We start from the raw sequence: 20,586 nt of genomic DNA on the forward strand, positions 1-20,586 counted from the left end.
AATAGATGAGGTGTAAGCCGTTGAAAAACCAGCCCCGTCCAAACCTATTGATATTTATGCCCGATCAAATGCAGGCACAAGTCACATTTCCCGGTCACCCCTGCAAAACCCCAAACATGGATAAAATCAAAGAAACAGGCGTCAGTTTTCACTTCGCATATCCGCCTATGGCACATTGCTGTCCGGCAAGGGCTTCATTCATGACAAGTCTTTATCCTTCGCAGCATGGGATCTACAATAACGTTTCCAATGATCAGGCGATTCATAGGCAATTAAACCCCGGTATCGAAACCTTTTCCGAGAAACTGGCGGAGAACGGTTATCAAATGTATTATGCCGGAAAGTGGCACGTCTCGGCGACAGAAACTCCGAAATCCAGAGGTTGGACGGAACTATACCTGAAAGAACAGGAATTGGATAACGGAAATCGCAGAAAAGCATACCGGGAAATGAGCTGCGAAAGAGGCAAAAGAAGCCGAAAACGCGGGGAAATCTTACGCCCCGGATGGGGAGGCTATACCCTATACGGAAGTTCGGACAAATCCTACACCGAGTTAAACGACTATATATGCGTGCATAAAGCCATATCGCAATTGGATAGGCTGCAGGACAGCGAAGCTCCCTGGTGCATGTACATCGGACCGAACGGTCCGCATGATCCTTTTGTTATTCCGGAAAAGTATGCCACTATGTATGATCCCGATCAAATCGAATTGCCGCCCAATTACTATGACGATCTGCAGGATAAACCCCGAATCTATCAACGCATGCGGAAGGTGTTCAGCCAATTAAGCGAACAAGAAGTGAAAGAATCCATTGCGCATTATTGGGGCTACTGCACGCTGATTGACGATTTATTCGGGGAAGTCCTGGATGCTTTGGTGCGGAACCGTCAGATGGACAATACGCTGATTGTCGTCGTTTCCGATCATGGAGAACATGCGGGGGCACACGGGTTATACTGCAAAGGAATCAGTATGTTCGATGAAGGGTATCGCGTTCCCCTTATTTTGAGTTCTCCCAAGCTTGTCAAAAACCCGGGGAGAGTCGTCGAACAATTTGTGACCCTCATGGATATAGCTCCTACATTGATCGAACTTGCCGAAGCGGAACCGCTGGGCAAAACGAGCGGGCGCAGCCTGGTTCCGTTTCTGTCCGGTGAAACTCCGGATAACTGGCGGGACAGCATATACGCTCAATGTAACGGTACGGAATTGTACTATACCAGCCGGATGGTCAAGACGAAGAAAGTTAAGTTCGTCTATAATCCTACCGATTTTGACGAGCTGTATGACCTGGAATCGGATCCGTATGAAATGCGCAATATGGCGGACCTGCCGGAATCGGAAGCTCTTTTGAAGGAAATGTACGTCAAGATGTGGGAGCATGCCTTTCAATCCGAGGATATGAATATGGTGAAATATATTCCGGTTACGACAGGAGAATATGGTCCGGCTATAGTCAACGGAAAGGAGAGCACGACGAGATGACCAAGTATACAGTAGCGGTGACCGACTATGGCTTCCCTGATTTGCATCAGGAAGAAGAGGTTTTACTCCCGATGGGCTTTGAATTTGTAACCGGACAATGCAAAACACCGGATGAAGTGATGCAGTTAACCCGATATGCGGATGCGATTTTAATTGAAAGAGCACCGATAACCAAAGAAGTCATCGATAACTTGCAGCGCTGCAAAATTATCGTAAGGTATGGCGTCGGTGTCGATAGCGTCGATATTGTTGCGGCGAAACAAAAAAATATTCCGGTTGTCAACGTACCGGACTATGGGACCGGGGAAGTCGCGGACCATGCGATATTGCTCTTGCTCTCGAGCGTTCGGAAAATCCCCCGAATTGTTGCTCAGGTGCGCGAAGGGGTTTGGCAAACGACTCCGTGCCGGCCGATTATGGGTCTGCAAGGGAAAACGCTCGGAATAGCAGGCTTCGGCAATATCGGAAAAGATGTAGCAAGGAGAGCCCAAAGCTTTGGCATCGATACGATCGCCTACGATCCTTATATACCGGAAAACGCTTGTAACGAGTGGAGAACGCAGAAGGTCGATTGGCATTCCTTGCTGGAGCGAAGCGACATGATATCCGTTCATCTTCCCTTAACGCCAGAGACCATACATCTATTTAATGATGAAGCCTTTGAGCGAATGAAATCAACCGCCTACCTTGTGAACACTTCCAGAGGCGGAGTTATCAATACCGAAAGTTTAATTGACGCATTGCAAAACAATAAAATCGCGGGCGCGGCGTTGGATGTATTGGAAGAGCAGCCGATTCCGATAAGCAGCCCGCTTCTCCGATTCGAAAACTGTCTCATAACCAGCCACTGTGCCTGGTATTCGGAAAGTTCGTTAAACCGATTGCAGCGACACGCAGCTCTAGAAATTAAACGTATATTCAGCGGTGAGCGTCCCAAGCATATCGTGAATGGCGTAGAGGTGTAGGAAACGATGAAAACTCTGGTTTATTACGGACCTCGGCAAATAAGTATCGAAGAACATGAAATGCCGAAGGCGGGCCCTGGCGAAGCCCTGATCAAAGTGGAATCTGTAGGCATTTGCGGGAGCGAATTGGAAGGGTATCTGGGTCATAGCAGCGTGAGGATTCCTCCGCTCATCATGGGACATGAATTTTGCGGAACAATAGTCGAAGTCGTCGGACAATCCGGCCACAAATCCGAATGGTCCGTAGGGGACAAGGTCGTTGTGAATCCGCTTATCTCCTGCGGGAGCAGCGATCGCTGTATACAAGGCAAACAAAATCTTTGTCGCAGGCGCGAGTTGATCGGCATTCATCGGCCCGGTGCCTTTGCCGAGTATGTAGCGGTACCTTTGAGCAATTTGTACTCCGTTCCCAAGGAGATGAACGCTTCGATAGCCTCTTTGGCTGAGCCTCTCGCGGTTTGCATCCATGCCGTCAAGTTGGGTCTCCAGCCGTTTGAGGATGTCCTTATATTCGGCGCCGGAGCCATCGGGCTGCTCACCGTGCAAGCAGCGATGAGGATGGGAGCTAATCGAGTTCTGGTCGTGGAGAGGCAAGAGGCGCGCATGCACCATGCCAAGGCGCTGGGGGCGGACGTTGTCACGCCGGAACGATTGGGCAACGGAGCGAATGACTGCTTGCCGCAAGGAATCGATACGATCATTGATTGTGTGGGCGTGACGGCCACTCGCAGGCAAGCTTTGCAATGGATTCAATCCGGTGGAAAAATTATTATGGTCGGCTTGGGGCATGAGGAATCTCCGGTCCTGATGAGCCGCCTCGTGCGGCAAGAGGTGTCGATCTAAAGAAGGATGCGATGCTATGAGATATGCGAAGCAGGTGATCCGCGTGAATGCCGTCCTTCCGGGTCGTATGAAGTCCGCGAGTGGGTTATCGTCGAAAAAAGGGCGAGAGTACGAATGAATGAGTGCTTTTGTAGCCTCGACGTGGAATCTGACGAATTTGTAGAATTTGCGTGCCAAGTGAGAATAGAAGACCGTCCTGGAATCGGGAGAAACGTAGAATTATAAATCCGCTTGGAAAATGATTAATTGAAAAGAAGTAAGCGGTTAATTATGATTTTCTTAACTCGATGGGATCCTAACCCAATGCGACACAATACTTACGAATTTAGTGGAGAGGGGAGGGGAATCGAAACAATCGCTTAGACGGTTTTTAGGTGAGCAGGCTCAAGATCAAAAGGGAGGATTGTATTCGTATGGTGAACAAAGTGAGACCAAACATGAGATTATGTTTTGTTGTTGCATTGTTAATTTCGCTTGTATTTCCAAGTACAATATTTGCGGCCTATACGCACGAGCCTGTTGAGGTTCAAAATCCGGCATCGCCGATCAAGATATCGGTGAACGGAAAAATCGTGAAATCGGATGTACCGCCTAAGTTTATCGACGGTAAAATATGGGTGTCTGCCGAGGCGATGGCTCATTATTTATATTCAGTCTTTTATGAGTCTATCGATCGCAAACAATTTGTGATGAGAAACGATTATTATGAAATGACCGCCATTTACGGAAGCAACCAAGTCACCTTAAAAAACGGCTCCACGATTACTACAATTCCTACCGAAATGCCCTTTAAAGAAGGCATTAGAAGCTTTATCCCACTGGATACGCTCATGTACGCGTTCGAAGCCACATACACATGGAATGCCTCTAGCAATACGGCAGAAGTGCTATATGATGAAAACCGGCATATTACCGACGAAGCCGCTGTACCGGTAGCTGTACCGGGTGTGGATATAACAGCTGTGGGCAAATCGAGAGACGTCTACTATAGCATTCCAGTGAGCGATCTGAGCGCCCAAGTCACGGTATGGCGGAAGTCGTCGGATCCGCAAAACTATGTTATCCCCCTTCGACCCAGAAATACGGGATACGCTTGGGTTGAAGCACCAAAGCCTCGATATAATGCGGCAACCGGCGCCTTCGAAGGAGGTCTTAGTTACGCAGCCGGCGTTGGCGGCAGTAACGAAGTCATTCGAGTGAAAATTAAATACTCGGACGGTATTACGCCGGATAAGGTGTTTAAAACCATCGTTTCCACTACCAGCCAAGGTTATAATCATATACCAGATTACGCGTTTCATTTAAGGAGTACGTTCAATAATATAAGCGTGTATGTGGATTATTTCGGATATACTTCCGAGGATAAGATTACGTATACACTTCCGATCGCAGCTCCTAACACCATGCAAGTGGTCCTGGACCCTGTCAATGAGGTGAAGTTCAGGAAAGTAGGAACGGTTCCATGGGAAGAGGGCCTTCCACTGGCCTTTGATTCGATTAACCAGCATTTCAGAGGCTCTATCGTCGGTCTTGACCCCGATACGGAATATGAAGTGCAAGTGAAAATCCTCAATGACAATTCCACATACACCGGAACCATAAGAACATGGAAAGAAAACGTCCCCATTGCTGCGACGATCCCGATCGCATCCATCTATGAGCCGGGAAAACCGCTGTCCGTTCAAGGGCTGCATGGAACTGAAAACGGGTATATCCGCATTATAGGAGACGGAAGCACCGTAATCGAAGTAACCGATGAATATTTGGAAGCGGTCCTGATCGCGCAGTCCGAATATGTGATTTTGGAAAACTTAATCATCCGGGGAGGCAAGAAAAGCGGGATATCGGTTCTCAGTTCCAGCCACCACATCCGAATTATCAATAGCGATATATCCAATTTCGGAAGAGAAGCGACCCTATACTTAGGTAAGCAAACGATTGCCAATCATGCGGATCCGAATCTGGCTGTTGACTTGCGCACAGGGCAAATGTACGCTGCCAACGCCATGCCCGTCAACAATGACTCCGGTATTCATGTAAGCGATGCAAGCTATCTCGTCATCGAAAAAAACTATATTCATGATGCCAAAACCAAATCCAATGCATGGAACGCTGGCGGAGGCAGAGGATGGTACGAAAATGTGCCAGGGTTCTTCGAATGGAACGAAAAACATCCGCAAGGTGTAAGCGGCATGTATGCTAGAGGAGGCGTCGGCGTCGTCATTCGATACAACGATATTATTGGTAGCGACGACCACCGTTTTAACGCTCTTATTGAAACGTATGGAAATCACGATACAACCGGCGGTATTGGAGTCGATTCCGACGTGTACGGAAACTACTTGGCGTATGGTCAAGCCGACAGCATGGAATTGGAAGGCTCGAATATGAACGTAAGGTTTTACAACAACAAAATTGAGGGTGTCTCTGGCGGCTTAGGCATGGATTCGGTTTATATAGGTCCCGTGTATGTGTATAGAAATCTGATTCAAAACCTGGGCGACGAATGGGGATTGATTCAAGGAGTTACCAAGCACGGAACAGCTCCTAATGAATGGACTAAGGGGTTGGGTGTGAACTATTTGTTTAACAACACCATTCTCAGTTCAATGGGTCATATCACCCGGAAAGACGGTCAACTGTACAGACCGTTTTATAGGAATAATATTATAGAGTCCATCGATAGTCCTGTTGGCGGCCAAAACGTCATTACACTTAAACACATTTACAATTATCCTGGTGTCAGCTACGATTATGACTTGATTAACGGAGCTTCGACATCCACGAACGCCACTGGTACCGGCGGACCTGCGCCTATTGTGGAGCCCAATGGAGTCACCGGGGTCAAAACCGGTACCGCCTTTGCTCCTGATTCAAGCAAAAAGGCAACATTCATCAACAGAAACGAAGGAAACTATGTCCAAACAAGCGGGAGTCTAGGTTTTGATGCGGGTACAACCATTCCCAATTTTGTAACTTCGACCGACTACACCGGAGCCGCCCCTGATATTGGAGCATTCGAAAGCGGCAAGGACGTGATCGTTCCTACCAGACCAACCGCTTTAAGATCAGATGGAGGTAAGTATCAGGTTAATGTTACTGGGAATACGACTCAGCAAGTCATTATAAAAACAGCTGGTGTTCCGACCGGAACCCAGTATGATTTGTTGAAGAACCGAGACTACGATTGGTTTACCGTAACAGATTCATTAGGGAATACGAAAGGCACGATAACGTCTGGTGTCGACTTGGTACTCACTGTAACAGGATATCCTAAGAAAATCGGTAAAAATTTCTTGGGTGAACAATTCGGAAAAACGATAACAAAAGGTCTTGCTGACCTTGCTAATTCACCTGCTAATGTATTAACGGGGCAACCGGCAGTAGGTAAAGGTGCCTTCCTTGTTAAATTGGACGATGGCCTTTCTCTGCCGATTTCGGTTTATGTTACGGAAGGCAGCTATAATGCGAGTCATACCCTTACCTATATTAATGGAGCCATTGTTCAAAATGTGACGGTTCTTGCAAACGGAATGTCGCTCGGCCAAACGGTTACACCACCGACCCCTACAAAAGAACTATTTGCCTTCTTAGGCTGGTATGACGAAACGTACGCGCACAAGTTTGATTTCAGCAAACCCGTCGAAGCAGATACCGTCCTGTATGCCAAATGGATGCCGGACACCACTCCACCTGTTACCACTGCAGCCGTAACCGGAACGGCCGGATCGGGCGGTTGGCATACGTCGGACGCCACGGTTTCGCTCTCTGCCGCATATGATATTGCCGGTATACATGCAACCAACTATAAGTTAAACGTCGTACAGAGCGTTTACGGCGTCCTGCCGACGAGCGGGTTTGTGCCCTACACTACTCCGATTGTGCTTGGTGACGGCATTTACGAAGTGCAGTATCGCTCCGTAGATAAGGCAGGCAATCTCGAAACCGTCAAATCGATAACGTTGAAGTCCGATAAGATTGCACCGACGTTTACGGTATCGGCGAACGGAAATCCGCTGCATGACGGCGCGGTGTTTGACGACAGCCAGCCCGTTACGCTGAATGTGCTAAGCGGAGATAGCTTATCCGGTGTGGCATCTCAGGTGGTAACTGTCGATGGATTGCCGCACGTGCCGGGAACACCACTGAATTGGGCAGGTCAGCTAGGAACGCATGTCATTCAAGTAACAGTAACAGATCAAGCAGGGAACACAAGTCAAAGGACGACGATTGTTACCGTTATCGATTAATCGATTCGGGTAAAGTCGATTGTCAAAAAGGTTCAACCCTGTTCTCGGTAAGAGAGCAGGGTTTTCCCTGTACCCGAGGCATGAGGAATGAGCGAGGAGAAACTTTAAAAAGTATTCCATTATATTTAAAGGAGCTGAATAATCTTATGAAACTTAATGAGTTGTTTACGCTGTCATCCTCGCCCGAACGATTAGGGATCTCTTCCTCGGCGGTCCTTCAATTTATTGAAACCATACAAGGGGAACAAATCTGCATGCATGGATTTTTACTGTTGCGACATGGGCAAATTGCCGCTGAAGGCTACTGGGCGCCTTATTCAGAGACCAGCATGCATCGAATGTATTCAGTGAGCAAAAGCTTCGTGTCGTTAGCTATAGGGTTGTTGATCGATGAAGGTAAAATTACTTCAAGTGACCGGGTTGTTACCTTTTTCAACGATAAATCGCCTCAACCTATAGATCCTTATCTGGCTAAAGCAACCGTAAGAGACCTTCTGATGATGGCTAGTCCTCATATCAAAACCGCGTATACTCGCTACGATCCGGACTGGGCTGCCGCTTTTTTTAACAGCAAGCCTTCGCATATCCCGGGAACCCTTTTTGCCTATGACACCTCGGCGACAGTGATCCTGTCCACGATTGTGGAACGGATAAGCGGGATTCCTTTTCTGTCGTATATGCGTGAGCGGCTGCTTGATCCGATCGGCTTTTCCAAGGATGCCCGGTGTATTAAAACTCCAGAAGGCACATCGTGGGGAGGGTCCGGCGTTATTTGCAGCTTAAGGGATATGGCCAAACTGGCCTATGTCTGCATGAACAAAGGTCGGTGGAACGACCATCAGCTTATTTCAGAATCGTATATTCGTGAAGCAACGTCGAAACAAATTGATAACTCCCTCACAGGTAATCATGGGTACGGCTATCAAATATGGATGGAGAAGAACAACGGATTCTCTTTCAGAGGGATGGGGTCCCAGCTTGCCTATTGTTTTCCCGATATAGATCTAATATTTGCTTGTATTGCTGATACGCAAGGCTCCCCCCATGCAGAGGTTAACATTGTTCATGCGTTTCGTGAAAAAATTGTTAGCGCCACTCAAGAGTCTCCGTTGCCTAATGATAATGCGACCAATACGATCCTGAACGAAACCATAAAAACTCTTAAGATATTGCCTCAACAAGGTAATCACACCTCTTCATTTGAACGGAAGGTTAATGGCAAATGGTATTCATTAAATGAGAATCCGATGGGGATAAAGCGGCTGCGGTTCAGCTTTTTAGGGGACGAAGGCATATGGGAATATGAGAATGCCTCGGGCGAACACCAGCTAAGATTTGGTATCGGAAAAACGATTCAAGGGCCGTTTCCTCAAAAGAACTATTTCGGTGAAAAAATCGGGACGCCATCCGGCAAAAGCTATGATTGCCTTTCATCGGCTGCATGGGTAGAAGATCATAAACTTAATATGTTAGTCTATATAACGGATATATATCTTGGCTCGATTAAGATGACCTTTTCATTCAAGGATAATGAAGTAACCGTCTATATGGCCAAAGCCGCCGAATGGTTTTTAGACGAGTATGAGGGAGTTGCAACCGGCCACTAAGTCAGTTGGTGTTTGAGAACCTTAAACCCGACGCTTAGCTCGGCTGACAAGTTGTCTAGGGGAGAAACTTTGTCGCGTTCGTATCCAGCACCCCGGCGCCGATGGCCAATTCGGTCACGAAATATGACGCCATCGGGATTACTGAGATGACCTGAGCGTTCAGTGAATGTACACAAAATAAAAAGGACATTAACACGATTTTGAGGGAAGTCGAAGAGAATATGAACAAAGCTGTCGAAGCACAGAAGAAAAAATAGCATATGGATTAGTATCTGATAAAAAACCGTCAGGGCTTTCCTGGCGGTTTCGCTTCGGCAAATAATGAACCTCCAATAAGCAAGATGCCGGCTTCGCACATGTAGGGTTGACAGTTCTTGGTTTCGCCCTAAAAATGGGAGTATACAGCTGCATCTATCGGCTTCTAAGGGGAGGTTTCATTTAAGAGAAGTCCGCTCCTGCTGCGGGAGCAGCGGGAGACGATCTCGTCCGCCGTGACCTTCGGAACCGTCCAAGTGCATCCTGACGGCAATCCGATCATGGTGATGGCGGATCATCAGACGACAGGCAGCTATTCGAAAATAGCGCAAGTCATCTCGGCGGATTTACCGCTGCTGGCGCAGACGAATTTGGGCGGGAAAGTCAGCTTCCGGCTCGTGTCGCTGCGGACAGCAAAGCAAAAACACGTGCAGCAGCAGCTTGCTGTGCACAAGCTCCGCCGCGGAATGGAGCAAATGGCCCGTTCATGACGAGGCGATCCTATCGATCGGGAAAGGGAGAGAATGATGCACATTGTAGATTTGAACTGCGATATGGGAGAAAGCTTTGGAGCTTATTCGATGGGCAGAGACGCCGAGGTGCTGCGGCATGTCACTTCCGCCAACATTGCTTGCGGCTTCCATGCCGGCGATCCGGCCACGATGCGCCGTACCGTCAAGCTTGCCCTGGAGCACGGCGTCGCGCTGGGCGCGCATCCCGGGCTGCAGGATCTGATCGGCTTCGGCCGCCGGGATATGGATATATCGCCTGAGGAAGCTTACGATATCGTCGTCTATCAAATCGGCGCGTTATCGGGCTTTGTGCGGGCGGAAGGCGCAAAGCTCCAGCATGTGAAAGCGCACGGCTCGCTGTACAATATGGCGGCCCGCAATAGGGGGCTGGCCGAAGCGATTGCGGAAGCGGTGTACCGTTTCGATCCCGAGCTGATTTTATTCGGTCTCGCGAACAGCGAGCTGATCCAGGCGGGCCGGAAGGCCGGTCTACGGACGGCAAGCGAAGTGTTCTCCGACCGGACCTATCAGGAGGACGGGTCGCTGACTTCCCGCAGGCTGCCGAATGCGCTCATAACCGACGATCAGCAATCGGTCGACCAGGTCGTCCGGATGGTCAAGGAAGGCAAAGTTATGTCCCAGCAGCAAATCGACGTTCCGATTCAAGCCGATACGATTTGCATTCACGGCGACGGGGCGCACGCGATCGCATTTGCCGAACGCATACGCCGTTCCTTGGAGCAGGCCGGGGTGCTTGTACAAGCGGCCGGTGCCGGGAAACGGAAGTTATAAACGGCTATGATCTATAACGGAATTACCGCTCCAGCTGACGACGGAGACTCATGGATTCTAGACTCCTGCTCTTCAGCGGACAAGGTACGTTATTCCGTTTAAGCTCCGAAGTGGAAGGAGAAGGAGAAGGATGGCATGGAACCTTTACAACTGCAGGCGGATGTACATATCGTAGGTTCCGGCACGGCCGGCATGATGGCGGCCAGAGCTGCGGCGGATGAAGGAGCCCGGGTGCTGCTTATAGACAAAAGCTTGATCGGCCGCAGAGGCGCGACGATTTTTGCCCAGATGAACGTTGCCGTTGCGCTCGGCGAGGCCGACGATGACAATACGAGATTCAATTTGAAGATGCGATAAAGGGCAACTGCGGACTTGCGGACCTGGTTATCGTAAGGGCCATCGTCGGACGAGGCCCCGAAGTGATTATAGAAACCGAGAAGTACGGCGTCAACTGTCGAGAATAACCGAAGGGAAACGGTCGAAAGCTTTTGCCCCCGGTCATTCCAAATCCCGCCGCGTACACGTCGATTATTGAATACCGGCGGGCTGCGACCAGTCGTCCCTGCAAGCGTTCAAACGCAAGTTCCAGCATGTTATGTGGAAAGGGGCGGGACCGCTTCTGACCGAAGCCGGCTTGATACAAGCGCTGGGTGAGATCCGCGTTTTACAGTAAGAATTAGAGCAAATCGCGCTTGCCCGGCAATCGACGTACGTGCTGCCTCTTGTCGAAAAGGTGGAAGCGGACCGTATACTTCAGGCGGGAGAGGCGATCATCCTTGGCGCCCTGGAGCGTAAAGAATCCCGAGGGGCGCATGTCCGGCTCGATTATGAAGATACAAACGAACGGCAGGTCAGCTATACGTTTCGCTGGAACGATCGCCGGCAGTGGGAGATTTAGCCGAATGTGCAACAAGGCGAATCCATAAAGGGGGGGGGGGATGGACGATGTCCATCGTCACGCTGCAAGTCATACGGGGCGATCAGCAGAGCGGTTCCGTGGTTAAACGCTTTGAAGTGCCCTTCCGGGGAGGAATGAGTTTGCTGGACGCGATTTTTTGGATTCGCGAGCACCGCGATTCTTCTTTGCCCGTCCGTTACTCTTGCCGCTCCGCCAATGCCTGCAAGGAATGCTCGGCCCTTGTAAACGGCAAGGCGGGATATTTGTGCACCGTTCGCGCCGTTCCCGGCCAGGGGTTCCTGGTCGAGCCGCTAAAAGCGCTGCCTTGGGGCTGCATTCGAATCCGATACATCGTGGGCGTTCGGCTCTCTGTCCTGCTATTAGCGGGGGTGGAGAGAATAGGAGTGGTTTGCAGCCTTTATTTGGTCCGAAAACCGGCTTGGACGCGGAATAAGAGTGGTTTGAAGCTGCTATATCCGCGAAAATGGCGCCGCCCCCTTCAAGTGGTGGAAATAAGGGATACAAACCGCTTCTATTAGTCTCATTTCTCCCAATATGCCGAAAATAGAGGTTGCCAGAGACTCTTATCTGGTCAGGGTAACCTGCATGCATTTCGTCTCAGCGAAGCGCAGCGCGACCGGTTCTGAGAAAACGGGTTTACGGGCTCCATTCGGAGCCGAGTTGTTCCCGTACAACCTCATCAACGACCGGCTGGGGCGAAGGCACAGGTTCCCTTCCATGCGTCAACGTATCGTATGGGTTTACAGATCAAAGTTCCGTCCGGAACGGGCTTTACCGGACGGTTTTTCTTGTTTACCTGGCCTTGACCTCGCCCTATTTTCATGTTGACGGCCTCCTCCGGCATCGAGAAGCGCCTTGTTGAAGTCTTTCTTGCCTTCGTTGTATTCAGAAACCATCCGGTGAATAGCTCGAGCGGTTATCACAAGAAACTCCAAATGTTCTTCTCGCCGCAGAACGCTGCACCGGACGCTTCGTTATTCGCCAGTCGTACCGCCGACCAGGGCGCTCAATCGTTCGTCCAGCGTTTCCTCGTCCATCAGCTCCGACCAGAACAGCTTCAGCAGATGCGGCAGCTGCTTGAAGACACGAACCGGTATATTCAGCTCCGCGTGCACCCTGTAGGATGGAATGATTTCGCGGAACAGCGCGTAGTGTTTGGGCCGATTCAAGCCGCTATCCGAGAAGTCGGTTTCCTCGGCAATCGCCTTGATCGCCGGAATGCTCAGCGATTCCCGGCGGATGATCTCCTGAGCTCTCGCCGAGGCTAAATAATCGACGAACGTCTGTGCTGCGGCCTTACGCCCCGACTGCCGATTCACCATTACGCCGACCGTAAACATCAGTGTAGCCGGCCGATCCAGAAACGGCACGGGCGAAATGTCATAATCGAGATCGGTGTGCTTGAAATCGTTCAGGCTGTTATACGGCGCCAGGAGCATCGAGATTTTGCCCTCCAAAAACAGTCGGCTCTCGTCCGTACTGCTCTCGGACACATAATTCGGGAAAATATCCCGATTGCGCGTCAGCTCTCCGCATAGCCGCACACCCTCCATCAGCTTCGTTCCCCGGATGCTGCGCAGCCGGTCCCCGTCCCACTCAAACGATTCCCCGCTTTGCAGCAAAAACAGCGGCCAGCGATTTTCCGAAACCTGAAAAAAGTAAAAGCCGTGTTTCTGGTTCGGCGTCGTCAGGCGGGCGGCCGCCCGCACCAGGTCGCTCCACCTCCAGCTCGAATCCGGCTCGGGCAGCCCCGCCTCGCGAAAATGCGTCCGGTTGTAGCACAGGACGACAGGCGAGAAGATGAGCGGCTGGGCGTACAGCACGTCGTCGATCGAATAAGCCGCGTTCAGGAACGGATACATATCCCCGCTTGCCTTCTGCGGCTCCAGCAGCCCCGTGTACCCGCTTTCCGCCAATTCGTTGAAACTCATCGTGTTGATAGTGAATACGTCGATTTCGTCCGCCTCCATATGTGCGCGGATCGCTTCAATGTACGTGCTGTTGGCGAAAGGGCGTTCGGCCGTGCCGGTTACCGGCTTAACCCGAATCGACGGGTGCAAGCTTTGAAAATCATCGATAAGCCGTTCGAATACCAAATCCCTGGAGATCGAGGGCGTGCAGCCGACCGATACGACCGTCTGCTTGCGCTTCACCCCTTTGACAACCCGGCTGCCGACTTTATCCACCTTTACAATGAAACCTTCCCCGACGAGAACATCCAACCCTTTGCGCACGGAATTATTGCTTAGCATGTACTGTTCGGCAAGCGCGCTCTCCGCCGGCAAATAGTCGCCCAGCTCATAGTGACCTTCGGTGATCTGAGTCCGCAATTGATCAATCATGCCTTGCAGACGGCTGCGAAATGTTTTGCGGCTCGCTTTTTCCTTCGCCATAGAACTCCTCTTTTCTAATTCGGTTTCTAAATTATATACCAATTACATTTGAATTAAAATAGTTGAACTCAAGGCGGAAAGGGACTAATTAGCAGATGGGGATCGACAAAATCAATTACAATAAATAAGTTTTGCAGTAATCCTAATGCATATCTGATTATTATTTTGTGGTTGACAGCGCTTCCTCCTGTAAATAAAATGATGATATGAATTATATCGGAGGTGGAATGAATTATTTTTTGTAAAATTGCATTATATATCAATTAAAACTACTTCAAAAGGAGGCGGTTTGACGCGGACAATGATTCGCGTCTATACGTCCCAAGCAGTTTTGGACGAGCGGGTTCGCCCCATGGCCGCAGTACCAGGCCGCAAGGATTGGAACGTACAGGGTAACAGATTGTCCAGGAATCTATTAAAAAATGCGTCTGACTGGTTTCGAGGCGAACAGCGATTTTCAATAATGCGTCTGCAGCCGACATGCCGGAAGACGGCATATAAAAGGGGTCCATTTAACGATGCTGAAACGATCATTTACGGTTATGACTGCAGGTATGATGCTGCTCGCCGCCTGCTCTAACGGAGGCACGCCGGCGGCGAACGAAGCCAATCCTCTCGCCGGAGGAGCAACGCCGGCACCGGTGCCGGAAGAGAAGCAGGAGCCGATCGAGCTGATGTTTTGGAACTCGTCCTCGGGCGGAACGGAGCAAGGCTTCATGGACACCGTCGGGAATGCGGTCAAACAGAAGTTTCCGCACATTACGCCGAAGTACATCCCGACCGGCAAAGGAACGTTGATGCCCGACTTGATTGCGGCCGGCACGACGCCCGATATTGTGATGAGCTCGCTTCCCGGCATTTTTTCCGGCTATTTGGCCAACGGCATGCAATATGACATGACCGAGCAGCTAAACAAATACAAATTAGATCTGAACCAGTTCGAACCGACGACGATCGCCCTTATCAAACAAATCTCGAATGGCGCCATGTTCGGTCTGCCTTACGGAAGCAATACGACGCACCTGCTGTACAACAGGGATATCTTCGATAAATTCGGCGTAGCGTATCCGACCGACGGCATGACCTGGGACGACATTTACGAATTGGCCAAAAAGATGACCCGCACGGAAGGCGGCGTCCACTACAGGGGCTTCGCTTCGTCGCTGGAGCATCTGGAGATGACAAATCAGCTGTCGTTCAGTTTGGTCGATCCGAAAACGAAAAAGTCGACCTACGCGTCCGATGAAAAGTGGCGGACGTTTGTCGACAATCTCGTCCGTTTTTATCAGATTCCGGGCAACGGGGTGGACGACAAGACGGTCTCCCAGGCGGCGCAGCTGGACGCCTTCCAGAAGGAAGGCACGGTGGCGATGTATGCGGGAATCGTCGTTCCGGCGGAGTCGGTCACGGTGAATTGGGATATTGTGCGGCTTCCCGAATTTTCTTCAGCGCGCGGCATCGGCTCGCAGCCATACCCGAGCTATATGATGATTACCGGCACGAGCAAGCATAAGGACAATGCGTTCAAGGTCATCCAATACTTGACAACCGACGAGGAGTACTTGACCTCCAGAGCAAAGCGCGGGGCGATGTCGGCGGTGAAAAATCCGAAGGTGATTCAGGCATTCGGGCACGATTTGCCGCATTGGCAGGGCCGCAATATATTGAAAGCACGGTTCCCGGAGAAGCTCGCCAATCCGAGCGTATACACCGAATTCAACTCGGTCGCGCTGACCAAATATACGGCGAACATGAATGCGTTCCTGACCGGGAAAATTCCCGATACGAACACCGCTCTGCGGATGATGTCGGAGCAGGCCGATCAAGCGATCGCCGATGCGATGAAAAAGTAGAATCATGATTAGGATCGACGGGAGAGGCGGATCGGCTATCCGGCGGCAATCGCCGTGCGGTAATCCGCTTCCCCTCGGTATATGATGAAGGAAGGTGCAAGCGCGTGATTTTCGCCAATCGGTTCAGAAAGCCGCTTTTCGTCGCTGCAGTCATGCTGCTCGTCTCGTCTTCGTTCGGAGGCGTACTTCCGGGCCCGTCTCCCGCTCTGGCGGCGGACGAGGACGGTTCTCCGTCCAATGTAACCGTATACGATTTCCAAAACCTGGACTTTGACGGGAAATCGACGACAGCGCCGTGGAACACGAGACCGAGTCAACCGGGCTGGACCCTCGCCCACGAACTGCCGAGCAAAGCTCCTGTCGTCAGCTTTCAATCCGGCTACGGCGTGAACATCGGAACGACCCAGATCGGACAGTTTCGTTCTTTTACGTTCGACGTGAGTGAAACCGGCATTTATCGCATTTCATTTAAGGCAAGGAATTACAGCATGGGCGGCATCGGAGAGCTGTCAATCGACGACCGCGTAATCGGCACCCGCGATTTTTATTCGCCGTCCAACGCGCACCTCGTCGAGTCGGTCCGCACCCTGGAGCTCGCGCAAGGCTCGCATATGTTCACGCTGCGCGTGATCGGCAAAAACGCGGCGGCGCCGGAGACGTATCGGCTGACGGCGAGCGAGCTGATTCTGGAGAAGCTCGACGCTCCGCCGGTATTATCCGGGGTGACGCTCGCGATCGACAACCCGGATCTGTACGTCGGCTCCGTCGCGCAGTTGAGCGTGGACGGAACGGAGCCGGACGGAACCGCGGCGGATATCATCGGGGCGCAGTTGAATTTTGCCAGCGCGAATCCAGGCGTCGCTGCGGTTAATACCGCTACGGGGAAGCTGACGGCGGTCGGGCAAGGGGGAACGACCGTCTCCGTTTCGGTGGCGACGTACGGGCAAACGTTGACCGCCGATCTGTCGGTACAGGTTGTCCCGGTGACGAACGCCAAGACGCGCAGCACGATTTATACGCCGGCCAAGGTGCAGGCCGCCCGCGACAATATCGCACAGTACGATTGGGCGGAGAAGCAGAAGAACGCCGCCTTGGCGAAGGCTGATCCATTTGTAGCGCTCGGGCCCGACTTCCTTTGGGAATCGGTTGCACCGCAAAGCTTGCCGCGCAGCTACGCCGTCAACGAGCAGATGGGCAGTCCGCTATCCGGCAAGGCGATCGACAGCTACGGCGCTTATCCGTACAAGTACGATCCGATCCGCGAACCGTGGAAAATCGTCGATCCGACGGACGGGCGCAAATACCCGACAAACGACTTCGGAGTCTATTACCGAAGCGGCTTGGACGAGCATGGCGTATTCGACCGTTCCCTGGCGGACGGCTCGCTGCTGTACAATACGGAGCATCCCGATCCGAACGACCCGCTGCACAAATGGGGAGTCGACGACGGGCTCGGCTGGGTGGACGATCAGGGCAACCGGTATACGTTTATCGCCTATTACGTCCATTGGGCGCTCTGGGGCGGAAACGGCACCGGCCTGTATCGGGACGCGCTCCGCTCGCTCGGCGACGCTTACCTGTATACCGGCGAAGCCAAGTACGCACGGGCGGGAGGCGCGCTGCTGGACCGGATCGCGGACATTTACCCGTCGCTCGACATCTCGGCTTACCCGCCGCTCACGTATATCAACTCGCATGGCGGCACGAGGGTCGGCAAATCGGTCGGCTCGATTTGGGAGACGTTTGTCATTAAAGATTTGCTGTATGCTTATGACGCATTGTTTCCCGGTTTGGACGATCCGGGGCTGATTAATTTTTTAACCGCGAAATCCGACCAATACGAGTTGGGCCCGCTGAAATATTCGGCGGCCGGCATCCGCAAAAACATCGAGGACGGCATCGTGAAGATGGTGTTCCCCGGTGTCAAAAACGCGCATATTCGCGGCAACAACGGCTTCCACCAACGGGCGCTGGCGCTCGCCGCGGTCGTCTACGACACGCTGCCAGAGACGCAGATGTGGATCGATTTCAACTTCCAATCCGGCGGGCTCATCAGCAATCCGTACCGTGTGACCGGCGGCAACATGGGCGCGACGTTCGTCAACGACGTCGACCGCGACGGCAGCGGGAACGAGGCGGCCCCGGGCTATAACCGACTGTGGCTCGACTTCTATCTGGAGACGGCGGATATATTAAGCGGTTACGATTTGTACCCCGCCGCCGACCTGTACGCCAATCCGAAGTTCCGCAAAATGTTCCATGCGCTGTACCCGTTGACGCTCAGTGAGCGATATACGGCGCAAATTGGCGACACGGGCAACACCGGCAACCCGAGTATGTATTTGACAAAGGGCCAGATGATCAAGGCGTTCCAGCGTTACGGCGATCCGATCTTCGCCCAGATCGTGTACTTCCTGAACAACGGCAGCGTGGCGGGCATTCACGGCGACATCTTCGATGAAGAGCCGGAGCAGGTGGCCGCGGGTATTCAACAAGCTATCGCGCAGTCCGGTCCGCTCGATCTGAAAAGCGTCAACCTGACCGGCTATGGCTTTACCGCCCTGCGCGACGGACGCAATGAAATCGGCGGCGCAGACGGCAAGTTCGGCACGCTGCGCGATTTGTGGATGTATTACGGCCGCACCGACTGGCATGGACACCGCGATACGCTGAATATCGGCCTTCATGCATTCGGCCTGGATATAGCGCCGGATCTCGGCTATCCCGAATACGCCGTGTCCACCGACACGCACCGGACGGAATGGATGAACAATACGGTTTCCCATAATACCGTTGTCGTCGACCGTTCGAAGCAGAAGGCGCAACTTGTGGCACAGCCGCGGCATTTCGCCGACGCCGGGCAGGTCAAGCTGATCGACGTGGAGGCGCCGGACGTCTACCCGCAGACCGACCTGTACAAGCGGACGACGGCGATGATCCGCGTGGACGATGCCAACTCGTACGCAGTCGACTTCTTCCGCGTGCAAGGCGGCGACGATCATGTGTTCAGCTTCCACGGTGGAGAGGGACCGGTGACGGTCGAAGGGTTGAACCTCGTTCCGCAGGCGGACGCAAGCGGCGACTATGTCGGCTCGTACGCCGGACCGGACGTCCCCTTCGGGATGCGCCCGGCGGATGACAGCGTGGCCGGCAGCAATTACATGGGTCCGGGCTTTCATTATCTGCTGAACGTGGACTGCGACAACGCGCCGGGCAGTCAGTTCAGCGTTGATTGGCAGGTGGCCGATACGTGGAAGGTGCTGGAGCAGCCGGCGGACGTCCACCTGCGCCTGACGATGATAGGCGAGCTGGACGATGTGGCGATTGCCGACGGCATTCCTCCGAGAAACAAGCCAGGCAACCCGGAGAGCTTGTCCTACATGCTCGCGCACCGCAGCGGTACGGACCTCGATTCGCTGTTCACTTCAGTGATCGAGCCTTACAAGGACGAGTGGTACATCGAATCGATCGCGCCGCTCGAAGTGAAAGCGGGGGGACAGGTCATAACCGACGGTTCCGTCCAAGCGGTCCGAGTTGCGCTGACAAACGGCCGGACGGATACCGTCATCAGCGCGCTTGATCCGAACGTTGTCTATACGGTGGACGGGCGCATCCGATTTTCGGGAGCGTTCGGCGTTTACTCCGAGCGGGACGGACAGCCGGTGTACGCGTTTTCGAATGAAGGCAGCGAGCTCGGTGCGACAGGGCAGCTCCTGATTACGGGAGAGACGGCTCGCGTCACCGGTACCGTGGAGAGCTTCACGGAGATGTTGTCCGTCGAGAACGAGTTGACGGTGCAGATGAACTTGGGGAGCGTCGACCCGTCCCGGCTGGTCGGCATGACGATCATCGTCGACAATGACGGCGAGCGCAACGCCGCTTACCTGATCCAGGGCGTCGAACCGCTTGGAACGAACCGCTACAAGCTGGATATCGGCGATACGACCTTAATTCGCCGCTACGTCGACGCCAACGATTTCAGCCAAGGGTTTGTCTACGATGTGGCGCCGGGAGCGGGATTCGTGATTCCGCTCTCCTCGACCCGGGCGGACACCACCGCTCCGGTGATACAGGTGATGGTTAACGGCGCGGCGCTGACTGCCGGTCAGACGTTCGTCGACACCGATGCGCTTGTCATCAATGCGACGGCGGTGGACGATTGGTCGGCGGTGGTGGAGACGAGCATGACGGTGAACGGTGTCACCTACACGCCGGGTGCGGTGCTCGACATGACCGGACGTCCGGGGACGCACCAGATCGTCGTCACCGCTACCGACGCCGCCGGGAACACGGCGATGACCGCCATCGAATTTATCGTCACGGTGACCCCGCAGTCGCTCGCGCAGCTGCTGGATGGGTTCAAGGCATCGGGCGATTTGTCCCTACAGACGTTCATCCAGCTCGACGTTCATCTGAAGCTGGCCGTCCAATTCGCCGCCAACCGGGTGCTTCGCGCCCAGGCGCTCCAGCAGATGGAGCAGTTCGTCGCCCGGGTCGGCCAAGCGGCCGCCCACGGGTGGGCTTCGTCTGCTGCGGTTGACGTGCTGAAGGCGGATGCAGCGGAGTTGAGTCGGGTTTGGGCGGAAGATTAGATGAAGGCCTCTACATAATGTAGGGGCTTTTCTTTTGGTTCTGTCAAATCCATGCTCTGAGAAACGGCTGGATAAAGACGGGGATTTTGCTGAGTGTGCCCATGTTGGCGAGTGC

At 52.7% G+C, this 20,586-nt stretch carries 13 protein-coding genes; 12 read left to right on the forward strand and 1 reads right to left on the reverse strand.

Annotated elements, in window-relative coordinates; genetic code table 11:
- Positions 1-5 precede the first annotated feature (5 nt).
- The 10 genes from IDH45_RS25435 (at position 6) to IDH45_RS25480 (ending at position 12,151) form a co-directional block, all read left to right on the forward strand.
- The gene (locus tag IDH45_RS25435) at positions 6-1,490 is read left to right on the forward strand and encodes a sulfatase-like hydrolase/transferase (RefSeq protein ID WP_223836956.1); all 1,485 of its coding nucleotides are present in this window, start codon (positions 6-8) and stop codon (positions 1,488-1,490) included.
- Positions 1,487-2,455 (forward strand): C-terminal binding protein, encoded by a 969-nt coding sequence (locus IDH45_RS25440; protein ID WP_190930957.1) that lies wholly within the window; start codon positions 1,487-1,489, stop codon positions 2,453-2,455. The genes IDH45_RS25435 and IDH45_RS25440 overlap by 4 nt, the downstream gene beginning before the upstream one ends.
- A 6-nt stretch (positions 2,456-2,461) precedes the next feature.
- Entirely contained in the window at positions 2,462-3,298 is an 837-nt protein-coding gene (locus IDH45_RS25445) for a zinc-dependent alcohol dehydrogenase (RefSeq protein WP_190930958.1), read from the forward strand.
- A gap of 413 nt (positions 3,299-3,711) precedes the next feature.
- Positions 3,712-7,548 carry a stalk domain-containing protein gene (locus IDH45_RS25450; RefSeq protein WP_190930959.1) on the forward strand — a complete coding sequence of 1,279 codons (3,837 nt, stop codon included), beginning with the start codon at positions 3,712-3,714 and terminating at the stop codon, positions 7,546-7,548.
- A 146-nt stretch (positions 7,549-7,694) separates the two neighbouring features.
- Entirely contained in the window at positions 7,695-9,155 is a 1,461-nt protein-coding gene (locus tag IDH45_RS25455) for a serine hydrolase domain-containing protein (RefSeq protein WP_190930960.1), read from the forward strand.
- 491 nt (positions 9,156-9,646) lie between these two features.
- A complete protein-coding gene (locus IDH45_RS25460; protein WP_397327105.1) occupies positions 9,647-9,901 on the forward strand; it encodes a hypothetical protein in 255 nt (84 codons plus the stop codon).
- Between the two features lie 36 nt (positions 9,902-9,937).
- On the forward strand, positions 9,938-10,714 hold the full coding sequence (locus IDH45_RS25465; protein WP_190931012.1) for a LamB/YcsF family protein: 777 nt from the start codon (positions 9,938-9,940) through the stop codon (positions 10,712-10,714).
- Positions 10,715-10,849: 135 nt separating this feature from the next.
- Complete coding sequence (locus tag IDH45_RS25470; protein ID WP_190930961.1) at positions 10,850-11,071, forward strand: FAD-binding protein; 222 nt, start codon at positions 10,850-10,852, stop codon at positions 11,069-11,071.
- Between the two features lie 355 nt (positions 11,072-11,426).
- The gene (locus tag IDH45_RS25475; protein ID WP_190930962.1) at positions 11,427-11,612 is read left to right on the forward strand and encodes a hypothetical protein; all 186 of its coding nucleotides are present in this window, start codon (positions 11,427-11,429) and stop codon (positions 11,610-11,612) included.
- A gap of 47 nt (positions 11,613-11,659) precedes the next feature.
- On the forward strand, positions 11,660-12,151 hold the full coding sequence (locus tag IDH45_RS25480) for a 2Fe-2S iron-sulfur cluster-binding protein (RefSeq protein ID WP_190930963.1): 492 nt from the start codon (positions 11,660-11,662) through the stop codon (positions 12,149-12,151).
- Between the two features lie 456 nt (positions 12,152-12,607).
- On the opposite strand, the gene IDH45_RS25485 is transcribed toward IDH45_RS25480, so the two are convergent.
- A complete protein-coding gene (locus tag IDH45_RS25485) occupies positions 12,608-14,026 on the reverse strand; it encodes an extracellular solute-binding protein (RefSeq protein WP_190930964.1) in 1,419 nt (472 codons plus the stop codon).
- A gap of 518 nt (positions 14,027-14,544) precedes the next feature.
- Here IDH45_RS25485 and IDH45_RS25490 point away from each other — a divergent pair.
- Positions 14,545-15,879 carry an ABC transporter substrate-binding protein gene (locus IDH45_RS25490; protein WP_190930965.1) on the forward strand — a complete coding sequence of 445 codons (1,335 nt, stop codon included), beginning with the start codon at positions 14,545-14,547 and terminating at the stop codon, positions 15,877-15,879.
- Positions 15,880-15,983: 104 nt separating this feature from the next.
- On the forward strand, positions 15,984-20,471 hold the full coding sequence (locus tag IDH45_RS35090; RefSeq protein ID WP_190930966.1) for an FIMAH domain-containing protein: 4,488 nt from the start codon (positions 15,984-15,986) through the stop codon (positions 20,469-20,471).
- Positions 20,472-20,586 lie beyond the last annotated feature (115 nt).

It is taken from the genome of Paenibacillus oceani (assembly GCF_014705615.1).
GTDB lineage: Bacteria > Bacillota > Bacilli > Paenibacillales > NBRC-103111 > Paenibacillus_AB > Paenibacillus_AB oceani.